Genomic DNA, 12,045 nt, shown 5'->3' on the forward strand with positions numbered 1-12,045 from the left:
CGTGAAGGCCCCCTTCCCTCGGCTGAGCAGAGGGAAGGGGGCCTTCACGCGCAAACGGATCGCGTTTAGCGGGCTAAACGCGATCCGGCCGGGCCTGGCTCACCCTCGGTCACGGGGTTCCGGAGTTGCCCGCGCCCGGATGGCGGAGATGTCTGCGCCGATGGCCGAGACGCCAGGTTTCGGTTGTGAGACGGAAGCGTGAGAGCCCCGAAAGGCATGTAACGAGGCGACCCGAGGTGCCGACGTCTGGGATACGTGACGCGAGCCAAGGAGCCTCTCGATGACCACCTGCCGACTCTGCGGATCGGCCCATCTCGCCAGCGTCGTCGACCTCGGGGCGACGCCGCCGTGCGAACGATTCCTCACCGCGGAACAGCTCGCGGAACCGGAGCCGACCTACCCCCTGCACCTGCAGGTCTGCACTGAATGCTGGCTCGCCCAGATTCCGCCGTTGATCACCCCGGAAGAGACTTTCACCGAATACGCGTACTTCTCGTCGTATTCCGCCTCCTGGGTCGAACACGCCAAAACGTTCGTCGACGGCGCCGTCGGGCGACTCGGGCTCGATGAGTCCTCTTTCGTCGTCGAGGTCGCCAGCAACGACGGCTATCTGCTCAAACATGTTGTGGCGCAGCAGATCCGTTGTCTCGGCGTGGAACCTTCGGTGAACGTGGGCCAAGCCGCGCGTGACGCCGGGGTGCCGACGAAGACCGCCTTCCTCAGCCCTGAAAGCGGACGCGACGTCCGCGAGGAACACGGTCCCGCCGACCTCGTCGTGGCGAACAACGTTTACGCGCACATTCCGGACATCATCGGCTTCACGCACGGGCTCCGCGCCCTCGTCGCCGACGACGGCTGGGTCAGCATCGAGGTCCAGCACCTGCTGACGCTGATCCAGGAGAACCAGTACGACACGATCTATCACGAGCACTTCCAGTACTACACGGTGGAATCCGCGCGCCGGGCCCTTTCGCGCGGCGGATTGTCCGTTGTGGACGTCGAACTCCTGCCCACCCACGGCGGTTCCATCCGGCTGTGGGCGCGCCCGGACGCCGTCGCCGGCGAGCCGAGCGAGCGGATGCTGGAGATCCTCGACGCCGAAAAGGCGGCCGGACTGCACGAAATGTCCGGCTACACCGAGTTCTCCGAGCGGGTCACCAAGGTCCGGCTCGACCTGAACAAGTTCCTCACCGACGCGGCGCTCGAAGGCAAGACCGTCGTCGGCTACGGCGCCCCGGGCAAGGGCAACACGCTGCTGAACCACTGTGGCATCCGCCCGGACGTGCTGCGGTACACCGTCGACCGCAACCCGTACAAGCACGGCCGGTTCACCCCCGGCACCCGGATCCCGATCCTCCCGCCGGAGCGCATCGAAGCGGACCGGCCGGATTACGTGCTCGTCCTTCCGTGGAACCTCCGGAAGGAACTGACCGCCCAATTGTCCTTTGTGGACGACTGGGGCGGGAAACTGGTCTTCCCCATCCCGCACCTGGAAATCGTCGAGGTGAAGTCGTGAAGGTAGTCCTCTTCTGCGGCGGCTACGGCATGCGGATGCGCAACGGTGACGCGTCCGACGTGCCCAAGCCGATGGCCATGGTCGGCCCCAGACCCCTGATCTGGCACGTGATGCGTTATTACGCGCATTTCGGCCACACCGAGTTCATCCTGTGCCTCGGTTACGGCGCGCACCACATCAAGGAATTCTTCCTCAGCTACCAGGAGACCGTCTCCAACGATTTCGTCCTGCGAAAAGGCAAGGCGGAACTGCTGTCGACCGACATCGCGGACTGGTCGATCTCCTTCGTGCAGACCGGCCTCGAATCGGCCATCGGCGAGCGGCTGCGCCGGGTGCGCCCGCATCTGGACGGCGACGAGATGTTCCTCGCCAACTACGCCGACGTCCTCACCGACGCCCCGCTGCCGGAAATGATCGAGCGCTTCAAGAACACCGACGCCGGCGCGTCGATGATGGTCGTGCCGCCGCAGTCGTCGTTCCACTGCGTCGAGATGAACGAGGACGGCCGGATCGGCGCGCTGACCCCGGTCAGCGAAATGCCGCTGTGGGAGAACGGCGGGTACTTCGTGCTGCGCCAGGAGGTCTTCGACCACATCCCCGAGGGCGGCGACCTGGTCGCCGACGGCTGCGGCGAACTCGCCAAGCAGGGCAAGCTGCTCGCGTACCCGTACCGCGGGTTCTGGAAGCCGACCGACACCGTCAAGGAACGCGTCCAGCTGGACGACGCGTACGCGCACGGCGACCGCCCCTGGGCGCGGTGGGAGCGCGAACCCGCGCCGGTGGCCACGGCGTGATCGGACTCGGCACCGGCCGGATCGAGCGGATCGTCGCGCTCGGCGCGCATTGTGACGACATCGCCATCGGGGCGGGCGGCACACTGCTGACGCTGTGCGCGGGCAACCCGGGCGTCCGGGTCGACGCGCTCGTCCTCTCCGGCGGCGGCACCGAACGGGAGGCCGAGGAGCGCGCCGCGCTCACGGCCTTCTGCCCGGGCGCCGACGTCGAGGTCACCGTGCTCAAACTGCCCGACGGCCGGTTCCCGTCGCACTGGGAAGAGGCCAAGAACGGGCTGGAGGAACTGCGCCGTCGCACGGATCCGGATCTCGTCCTGTCCCCGCGCACGGCCGACGCGCATCAGGACCACCGCGGTCTGGCGACACTGGTGCCGACGGTGTTCCGCACCCATCTCCAGCTGGAGTACGAGATCGCCAAATGGGACGGCGACCTCGGCAAACCCACCGCGTATGTCCCGCTTTCCCCGGAACGCGCCGAGGAGAAGGTCCGACTGCTGCAGGAGCATTACGCCTCTCAGCGGCACCGGCCTTGGTACGACCGTGAAGCCTTCCTCGGCCTCGCCCGCATTCGCGGTATCGAATGCGGGCAGCGCTATGCCGAGGCCTTCGACCTCAAGAAACTGACGCTCGACCTCACTGCGAAAGGCTGAAAGTCATGCGTGTGCTGCTGACCGGGCACAAGGGCTACCTGGGCACGGTGATGGCCCCGGTGCTGGCCGCCGAAGGCCACGAGGTGATCGGCCTCGACTCCGGTCTCTACGACACCTGCGTGCTGGGCCCCCAGCCCGAAGACCCCGAAGGCTTCGAGGTCGACCTCCGTGACGTCACGACCGAGCACGTGGCCGGGGTGGACGCCGTGATCCACCTCGGCGCGCTGTCCAACGACCCGCTCGGTTCGCTGGCGCCGGAGCTGACCTACGACATCAACCACCACGCCTCGGTCAAGCTCGCCAAGCTGGCGAAGGACGCCGGGGTCAAGCGGTACCTCTACGCCTCGACGTGTTCGGTCTACGGCGCTTCGGGCGGCGACGGCCTGGTCGACGAGGACGCGCCGCTGCGCCCGGTGACCCCGTACGCCGAGTCGAAGGTGCGGGTGGAGGACGACGTCCAGGAGCTCGCCGACGGCGACTTCAGCCCGGTGTACATGCGCAACGCGACCGCGTTCGGCTTCTCGCCGCGGCTGCGCGGCGACATCGTGCTCAACAACCTGACCGCGCACGCCCACCTCTCCGGTGAGGTGCTGGTGCTCTCCGACGGCACGCCGTGGCGGCCGCTGGTGCACGCCAAGGACATCGCGCGGGCCTTCGCGGCGGCGCTGGTGGCGCCCAAGGAAGCGGTGCACGGCAAGGCGTTCAACATCGGCACCGAACGCAACAACGTGACCGTGGCCGAGATCGCCGAAGAGGTCGTCGAGGCCGTTCCCGGCTCCACGCTGCGGATCACCGGCGAGGCGGGCGCGGACCCGCGTTCCTACCGGGTCGACTTCTCCCGGTTCCGCGCGGCGATCCCCGGCTTCGACTGCGACTGGTCGGTCAAGGACGGCGCGCTCGAACTGATCGAGGCCTACAAGATCCACGGCCTCACCGAACACGGCTTCCAGCGCCTGTTCACCCGGCTCGCGCGGCTGCAGGACCGCACCGCCGCCGGCGAACTCGACGACACCCTCCGGCGTCGCTGATGTCGTACCGGGACCTGGACACGAGCGCCGACCTGCGTGAGCTGGTCGAGCGCCTGTATCCGCTGTGCCGCAGCATCACCGGCGACGGCGTCCGCCGCACGCTGGAGATCGTCGGCGAGCACATCCCGCTGGAGATCCACGAGGTCCCCACCGGCACCCAAGTACTGGACTGGACGGTGCCGCAGGAGTGGAACATCCGCGACGCGTACATCAAGGACGCCTCCGGCCGCCGCGTGGTCGACTTTCAGGAGTCGAATCTGCACGTGGTCGGCTACAGCGTCCCGGTGTCGCGGAAGATGCCGCTCGCCGAGCTGCGCGAGCACCTCCACACCCTGCCGGACCAGCCGTCCTGGGTGCCGTACCGGACCAGCTACTACTCGCCGACGTGGGGTTTCTGCCTGGCGCAGGAGACCCTCGACGCGATGCCGGACGGCGAGTACGAGGTCTGCATCGACTCCACGCTGGCCGACGGGAGCCTCACCTACGCCGAGCACGTCGTGCCGGGAGAGGTCACCGACGAGGTGATCATCTCCTGTCACACGTGCCATCCGTCGCTGGCGAACGACAACGTCGCCGGGATCGCGATCGCCGCCGCCTTCGCGCAGACGCTCGAAAAGCCCCACTACACGTACCGGTTCCTGTTCATGCCGGGCACGATCGGCGCCATCACCTGGCTCGCGCGCAACAACGAACGCGCGGGCCGGATCAAGGCGGGGCTCGTGCTGGCGTGTGCCGGTGACCCGGGATCGTTGACGTACAAGCGAAGCCGTCGGGGCGACGCCGAGATCGACCGGGTGCTCGCGTACGTCCTGGCCGATCGCGCACACCAGATCGAGGACTTCTCGCCGTACGGCTACGACGAGCGCCAGTTCTGCTCCCCCGGCTTCAACCTGGGCGTCGGATCGCTGACGAGGACGCCGTACGCGGGCTATCCCGAGTACCACACCTCGGCCGACAACCTCGATTTCGTCTCCACGGCGGCCATGGAGGAAACCCTCCAGACGCTGAAAGACACGCACGCCGTCCTCGACCGCAACCGCAGCTACGTCAACCTCAGCCCCTACGGCGAGCCTCAACTGGGCAAGCGCGGGCTGTACGGCTCACTCGGCGGGCGAAGCGACGCCAAACAAGCCCAGATGGCCATGCTCTGGGTGCTCAACCTCTCGGACGGCGAGCACAGCCTGCTCGACGTCGCCGAGCGGTCCGGGCTGCCGTTCGATTCCGTCGTCGCCGCCGCTCAGGCGCTCCACGACGCCGGATTGCTCAAGGATTAGAGGCCCATGCGATCACTTCTGCGTTCCCAAGCCGTCCGGGCGATGGCCGGACGGCTCAGCTGGGGCCTCGGCGACCAGGCCGTCTCCAGTATCACCAACTTCGTGGTCGGCCTCTACGTCGCGCGTTCGCTCGGCACGTTCGCGTTCGGCATGTTCAGCCTCGCCTGGGTCAGCTACGGCGTGGTGCTCAACCTTTCGCGCGGGCTGACGACGGATCCGCTGATGGTGCGGTTCTCCGGGGTGTCCACCGAATCCTGGCGCGCCGCGACCAAGCGGGCGACCGGGACGGCGCTCACCGCGGGCGTCGTGTCCGGGCTGATCAGCGTGGCCGCCGGTCTCATCGTGGGCGACTCCACCGGTGGGGCGTTCGTCGCGCTCGGCCTCGTCATCCCCACGCTGCTGCTGCAGGACGCCTGGCGGTTCACCTTCTTCGCCGCGGGGCACGGGAAGAAGGCGTTCCTCAACGACGTCGTCTGGGGGATCGCGCTGATCCCGGCGCTGTTCATCGCGCACCACACGTCCGACACCGTCGTCGCGTTCATCCTGGCGTGGGGTCTTTCCGGGGCGGTCGCGGCCGCCTTCGGCTGCCTGCAGTCCGGGGTCCGGCCGGATCCGCGCGGCACGCTCGAATGGATCAAGGCGCACCGCGATCTCGGCACCCGCTACGTGGTCGAAAACGTCAGCAACAGCGGCTCGTCGCAACTGCGGATGTACGGTCTCGGCGCGATCGCCGGGATCGCGAGCGTCGGCGCTGTCCGCGGCGCCGAGCTGCTCCTCGGGCCGTTCTTCGCTCTTTTGATGGGACTTTCCCTGGTCACGGTCGCCGAAAGCGCGCGGGTGCTCCAACGGGCCCAGCACCGCTTCCGGAAATTCTGCGCCGTCCTCGGCGCGGGCCAGGCGGCGGCGGCCCTGCTCTGGGGCCTCGCCTTGCTTCTGGTACCCCACGACGCCGGCCGGTTCGTGCTCGGTGACGTCTGGGATCCCGCTTCGAAACTGATCCTCCCGGTGACCATCGGTATCGCCGCGGCGGGATTCAACACCGGAGCGGCCGCCGGACTGCGTGCGCTCGGCGCTGCGAAACGGAGCCTTCGCGCCCAGCTGATCAACTCGGCCGGCTACGTCGGCTTCGGGCTCATAGGCGCCTTCTTGGCCGGGGCGTCCGGATCCGCGTGGGGGGTCGCGTTGGCGATCACCAGCGGATCAGCGGTGTGGTGGCTTCAGCTGCACATCGCCTTCAAGGAACACCTGACTTCGGAGAAGGAAGAAATGAGGACGTCATGAGCACCGCTCCTCGGCTGAGCATCGGGCTCCCGGTCTACAACGGCGAGGACTACCTCGCCGAATCGCTGGACGCACTCCTCGGCCAAAGCTTCGGGAACTTCGAACTGATCATCTCGGACAACGCGTCCACCGACCGCACCGAAGAGATCAGCCGTGAGTACGCGAAGCTGGATTCCCGCGTCCGCTACGTGCGCCAGCCGGTGAACATCGGCTGCGCGCCCAACCACAACTACTGCGTCGACGTCGCCCGCGGCGAACTGTTCAAGTGGGCCTCCGACGACGACCTCTACGCGCGCGACCTGCTGGAACGCTGTATCGAAGCGCTCGACGAGCATCCGGAGTTCATTCTCTCGCACTCGTGGACGGCGATGATCGACGAGAAGGGCGTCGTCACACAGGCGCTGCAGTACCCACTGAACACGGTCTCGCCGCACGCCGCGGAACGCTTCCGCAGCACACTGTTCGCGCCCGGCGGGGACGACGACGGCGCTGTCATCCGCACCGAGGTCCTGCGCCGCGTCGCGCCGCTGGACAGCTATCACCACGCGGACCGCACGATCATCTCGGAACTGGCCCTGCACGGCCCGTTCCACCAGGTGTCCGACTGGCTGTACTTCCGGCGCGACCACCCCGGCCGCTCCGAACACGAGCACCCGACCGTGCGCCGGCGGGCCACCAACCTCGACCCGAAGCGGGCCGACAAGCTGCGCCACCCGATGGTCCGGCTGCTCGGCGAGTACGTCCTGGGGTACGTCAACGCGATCCGCAACGCGCCGATTTCCGGCGCGGAGAAGCGTGAATGCTTCCGCTACCTGCGGCAATGGGCGCTGAACCGGGCGGGGAACCCGGCCATGGGCCGGATGCCGGTGCAGGCCGAGGCCGAAACCGGCCCGCGTGAGGTCTCCGTCGTCTCGGTCGTCGCCGGCCAGGAGGGACGAGTCCCTTGACCCCGCCCGCGAGGATCGGGCTGTTCGGCCTCCTCGGATCGGGGAACCTCGGCAACGACGGTTCCTTCGAGGCGGTCCTCGGGTTTTTGCGCACGGAGCATCCGGACGCCGCCATCAGCGTGATGTGCGGCGGTCCGGAAATCGTCGCGTCGCGCTACGGACTCGAGACGACCGCGTTGAACTGGTACGAGGGCGAATACCGGACGGTCTCGGGACCGCTGTCAGTCGTACTGAAGGCCTTCGGGAAACTCGTCGACGCCGTCCGCACGGCGGCGTGGGTACGGCGCCAGGACGCGGTGATCGTGCCGGGGATGGGTGTCCTGGAATCCACCCTTCCCCTGCGCCCGTGGGGGTTCCCGTACGCCCTGCTGCTGCTTTCGGCGTCCGGCCGTCTGGTCGGCACCAAGGTGGCGCTGGTGAGCGTCGGCGCCAACGTGAGCTCGCAGCGGGTCACCCGGTCGGTCATCCGCTGGGCCGCGCGGCTGGCGGCGTTCCGGTCGTATCGGGACGAGCCGTCACGGGAAGCGATGGGCGCGATGGGGGTCGACGTCACGAACGACCGCGTCTACCCCGATCTCGCCTTCGCGCTCCCGGCGCCGTCGGAACCGGTGCTGCCCCGCTCCGTCGGGGTCGGGGTGATGGCCTACCACGGCGGGAACGAGGACAGGGCCCGCGCCGGCGAGATCTACGAGTCCTATGTGGACAAGATCACCGGGTTCGTCGCCGGACTGGTCGCCGACGGCCGCCCGGTGCGGTTGTTCATCGGAGACCGGGCCGACAAGCAGGTCGTCGACGAGATCATGCGGGAACTGGACTCCCCCTTGATCGCCGCCGCCGACACGTCCACTTTGGACGAACTGCTGCGGGCGATGTCGGCGGTCGAGGTCGTCGTCGCCACCCGGTACCACAACGTCCTGTGCGCGTTGAAACTGGCGAAACCAACGCTGTCCATCGGGTACGCGAGCAAGAACGAGGTCCTCATGACCACCCTGGGGCTGGGGGAGTTCTGCCAGTCGGCCAAGGAGATCGATTCCGCCGCGCTGGTGCGCCAATTCGCCGAACTCGAGTCCCGGGCGGGCGAACTGGCCGGGATCGTGGCGAAAAGAGGCGCGGAGCAAGTGCGGCTACTGGACGAACAGTTCGCCGAACTGTCGGCCGCCTTCCTGCCGATCGGAGTCCGATGAAGGTGATCCCGGTGCCCGCCATCGCGGGCGCGTACCTGTTCGAGCCGACCCCGCACGCCGACGAACGCGGCTTCTTCAGCCGCACGTTCGACGCCGACGTCGTCCGGTCGGCCGGGATCGACCCGAACGGGTTCCTCCAGGACAGCGTTTCCCGGTCCCGCCGGGGAGTGGTGCGCGGAATGCACCTCCGCTCGGGCGAGGGCGAGGCGAAACTGGTCCGGTGCTCGTGGGGCGCCGTTTTCGACGTCGTCGTCGACCTGAGGCCGGATTCGCCGACCTACCTCGGCAAGGAGACTTTCGACCTCTCCGGGGAGACCCAGGTCTCGCTGTACATCCCGGCCGGCTGCGCGCACGGGTTCCAGGCGCTCACCGAGTACGCCGACGTCTCCTACCGGATCGACCGCGTGCACGACGCGAGCGAGGACGTCGCGATCGCCCACGACGATCCGGAACTGGCGATCCCCTGGCCGCTCCCGGCGGCGCTGCTGTCGGAACGGGACCGCCGTGCCCTTCCTCTTTCCGCCGTCTTACAGAACACGAGGTGAGAGCATGACCCGTCGGCTTCCCAAATCCATGCGGGCCAACGCACGCCTCCACGCGATGATCCCCGGTGGCGCGCACACCTACGCCAAGGGCGACGACCAGTACCCGGAGAACCTGGCGCCGGTCATCTCCCACGGGCTCGGCGCGCACGTCTGGGACGTCGACGGGAACGAATACATCGAGTACGGCTCGGGGCTGCGCGCGGTCAGCCTCGGGCACGTGCACCCACGGGTCAGCGAAGCCGCCCACCGCGAGATCGACCGGGGCGCCAACTTCGCCCGTCCGTCCATTGTGGAGGAACGGGCGGCGGAGAAGTTCCTCGCGACAGTCCCGACCGCCGAGATGGTCAAGTTCGCCAAGAACGGCTCGGACGCCACCACGGCCGCGGTCAAGCTCGCCAGGGCGGCCACCGGCAGGCCGCTGGTGGCGATCTGCGGCGACCACGCGTTCTTCTCCATCGACGACTGGTTCATCGGCACCACGCCGATGTCGTCGGGGATCCCGGACGAGATCACCGGCCTGACCGTGTCGTTCCCCTACGGCGACCTTCCGGCGACGGAACGACTGCTGCGGGACAACGCGGGCCGGGTCGCCTGCCTGGTACTGGAGGCGTCCACCCAGCTCGAACCACCCGCCGGGTACCTCGTCGGCCTGCGGGAACTCGCCGACCGCTACGGCTGCGTCCTGATCTTCGACGAAATGATCACCGGTTTCCGCTGGTCCGAGGCCGGAGCGCAAGGGCTCTACGGTGTCACGCCGGACCTCTCGACGTTCGGCAAGGCGCTCGGGAACGGGTTCGCCGTCTCCGCGCTGGCAGGCAAACGCGAACTGATGGAACTCGGCGGCCTCCGCACCGGCGGGGAGCGGGTCTTCCTGCTGTCCACCACGCACGGCGCCGAGACGCATTCACTGGCCGCCGCTATCGCGGTCATGGAGACCTACACCGAAGAAGGCATCGCCGCGCGGCTGCACGCGCTCGGCGACCGGCTCGCCGCCGGGGTCCGCGAAGTCGCGGCCTCCGCCGGAGTCGGTGAACACGTCGTCGTACGCGGCCGGGCGAGCAACCTCGTCTTCGGCACGCTCGACGCGGAGAAGAAACCGTCGCAGGACTACCGAACGTTGTTCCTGCGGCAACTGGTCACCGGCGGGGTCCTCGGACCGTCGTTCGTGGTCAGCAGCGCATTGTCCGAAGAAGACATCGACCGGACGGTCGAAGTGGTCTCGCAGGCTTGCCTCGTGTACCGCAAAGCGCTCGACGCGGATGATCCGGCGCCGTGGCTGGGTGGCCGTCCGGTGAAGCCGGTATTTCGGAGAAGGGTATGAGTTTAGGGATCGCACATCGCTCGGCCGGCAAACGGGCGCTCTGCGTCACGCTGTCGGTACTACTGCTCCAGGTCGCCGTTGAAAGCCCAGCGGTGGCATCCGAAGAGCCGGCCGGAGGGGTGTGCGGCACAACCGTTGGCGTCCCCTCCCCGCCGGAAGGCGCCCAGGTGATCCAACCGGGCACGGATCTGACCGACCGGACCCGGTTCAGCCCGCCGGGGAGTACGTTCTGGCTGGCCCCGGGCACGCACATGCTGACAGCCGACCAGTTCGGCCAGGTGATGCCCAAGGACGGCAACGTCTACCTCGGCGCGCCCGGCGCCGTGCTGGACGGGCGAAGGATCAACCGCGCGGCCTTCACCACGTCGGCCAAGGACGTGGTCATCCGCGGTCTGACCATCCGCGGTTTCGTCGCGGAACGGGATCAGGGCGTGGTCAACCACGACTCCGGCGACGGCTGGATCATCGAAGGCAACGTCATCGAGGACAACGACGGCGCCGGGATGATGACCGGGACCGGCCAGCGGGTGATCCGGAACTGCCTGCGGAACAACGGCCAGTACGGCATCAACGCCTACCGTTTCGGCGGCGGGATGACCGGTCTGGTGATCGAAGGCAACGAGATCACCGGGAACAACACCGGCGACTGGGAAACGAAGATCCCGGGCTGCGGCTGCAGCGGCGGGGCGAAGTTCTGGTCGGTGAACGGCGCCGACATCGTCGGCAACTGGGTCCACCACAACCACGGTGTCGGGCTCTGGGCCGACACGAACAACAACGACTTCCTCATCCAGGACAACCTGATCGAGGACAACGCGTCCGAGGGGCTGTTCTACGAGATCTCCTACAACCTGGAGCTGATCGGGAACACGTTCCGGCGCAACGCGCTGGTGCAGGGCCGCACCCGGGCCGCCAAGGGCGACAACTTCCCGGTCGCCGCGGTGTACCTCAGCGAATCCGGCGGGGAACCGAGGCTGCCGGCCCGGACCAGCCAGATCGACATCCGGGGCAACCTGTTCTCGGACAACTGGTCGGGGATCACCCTGTGGGAGAACGCCGACCGGTTCTGCAACAGCCCGGCCAACACCTCGACGCTCACCTGCACGGCACTGGTCTCACCGACGTCCACCTGTTCGGCCCCGGGCATCGCGACCGAGCCGCTGTACAGCGACTGCCGGTGGAAGACCCAGCGCGTCCTGGTGCACGAGAACACGTTCGAGGTCGACTCGACGCTGGAGGGCTGTCTCGGCCTCTGTGGACGGATGGCGGTGCTCTCGAACTACGGGACCTTCCCGGCCTGGTCGCCGTACCGGGCGAACGTGATCTCCGACGCGATCACCTTCCGGCAGGAGAACCGTTGGTACGAAAACCAGTACTACGGGCCCTGGACGTTCGTCACCCAGGACGCGTCACGGCGGCTGACCTCGGCACAATGGCAGGCCGAGCCCTACCGGCAGGACGTCTGCAGCGGGTTCGGAGCTCCGGCGACCTGCTGAGGTTTCACC

11 protein-coding genes are annotated in these 12,045 nt (G+C 68.0%); all 11 read left to right on the forward strand.

Features of this window, described 5'->3' with window-relative positions:
* The first annotated feature begins 280 nt into the window (after window positions 1-280).
* Genes ACZ6YV_RS11560 through ACZ6YV_RS11610 form a run of 11 tightly spaced genes read left to right on the forward strand, consistent with a single transcriptional unit; the run spans window position 281 to window position 12,036 of the window.
* On the forward strand, window positions 281-1,516 hold the full coding sequence (locus ACZ6YV_RS11560; protein WP_465509514.1) for a class I SAM-dependent methyltransferase: 1,236 nt from the start codon (window positions 281-283) through the stop codon (window positions 1,514-1,516).
* The gene (locus ACZ6YV_RS11565; protein WP_465509515.1) at window positions 1,513-2,310 is read left to right on the forward strand and encodes a sugar phosphate nucleotidyltransferase; all 798 of its coding nucleotides are present in this window, start codon (window positions 1,513-1,515) and stop codon (window positions 2,308-2,310) included. The genes ACZ6YV_RS11560 and ACZ6YV_RS11565 overlap by 4 nt, the downstream gene beginning before the upstream one ends.
* Entirely contained in the window at window positions 2,307-2,960 is a 654-nt protein-coding gene (locus ACZ6YV_RS11570; RefSeq protein WP_465509746.1) for a PIG-L deacetylase family protein, read from the forward strand. The genes ACZ6YV_RS11565 and ACZ6YV_RS11570 overlap by 4 nt, the downstream gene beginning before the upstream one ends.
* Before the next feature lie 5 nt (window positions 2,961-2,965).
* The gene (locus ACZ6YV_RS11575; protein ID WP_465509516.1) at window positions 2,966-3,988 is read left to right on the forward strand and encodes an NAD-dependent epimerase/dehydratase family protein; all 1,023 of its coding nucleotides are present in this window, start codon (window positions 2,966-2,968) and stop codon (window positions 3,986-3,988) included.
* Window positions 3,988-5,262, forward strand: a complete 1,275-nt coding sequence (locus ACZ6YV_RS11580) for a DUF4910 domain-containing protein (RefSeq protein ID WP_465509517.1) — start codon at window positions 3,988-3,990, stop codon at window positions 5,260-5,262. The genes ACZ6YV_RS11575 and ACZ6YV_RS11580 overlap by 1 nt, the downstream gene beginning before the upstream one ends.
* Before the next feature lie 6 nt (window positions 5,263-5,268).
* Window positions 5,269-6,543 carry a hypothetical protein gene (locus ACZ6YV_RS11585; RefSeq protein WP_465509518.1) on the forward strand — a complete coding sequence of 425 codons (1,275 nt, stop codon included), beginning with the start codon at window positions 5,269-5,271 and terminating at the stop codon, window positions 6,541-6,543.
* The gene (locus ACZ6YV_RS11590; RefSeq protein WP_465509519.1) at window positions 6,540-7,490 is read left to right on the forward strand and encodes a glycosyltransferase family 2 protein; all 951 of its coding nucleotides are present in this window, start codon (window positions 6,540-6,542) and stop codon (window positions 7,488-7,490) included. Before ACZ6YV_RS11585 ends, ACZ6YV_RS11590 begins: the two co-directional genes overlap by 4 nt.
* Window positions 7,487-8,674 (forward strand): polysaccharide pyruvyl transferase family protein, encoded by a 1,188-nt coding sequence (locus ACZ6YV_RS11595; protein WP_465509520.1) that lies wholly within the window; start codon window positions 7,487-7,489, stop codon window positions 8,672-8,674. Before ACZ6YV_RS11590 ends, ACZ6YV_RS11595 begins: the two co-directional genes overlap by 4 nt.
* A complete protein-coding gene (locus ACZ6YV_RS11600; RefSeq protein ID WP_378238498.1) occupies window positions 8,671-9,219 on the forward strand; it encodes a dTDP-4-dehydrorhamnose 3,5-epimerase family protein in 549 nt (182 codons plus the stop codon). The genes ACZ6YV_RS11595 and ACZ6YV_RS11600 overlap by 4 nt, the downstream gene beginning before the upstream one ends.
* 4 nt (window positions 9,220-9,223) lie before the next feature.
* Window positions 9,224-10,540: a glutamate-1-semialdehyde 2,1-aminomutase gene (locus ACZ6YV_RS11605; RefSeq protein WP_465509521.1), complete on the forward strand. Its 1,317-nt coding sequence runs from the start codon at window positions 9,224-9,226 to the stop codon at window positions 10,538-10,540.
* Window positions 10,537-12,036: a right-handed parallel beta-helix repeat-containing protein gene (locus ACZ6YV_RS11610; protein ID WP_465509522.1), complete on the forward strand. Its 1,500-nt coding sequence runs from the start codon at window positions 10,537-10,539 to the stop codon at window positions 12,034-12,036. The genes ACZ6YV_RS11605 and ACZ6YV_RS11610 overlap by 4 nt, the downstream gene beginning before the upstream one ends.
* Window positions 12,037-12,045 lie beyond the last annotated feature (9 nt).

Source organism: Amycolatopsis sp. NPDC102522 (assembly GCF_055584485.1).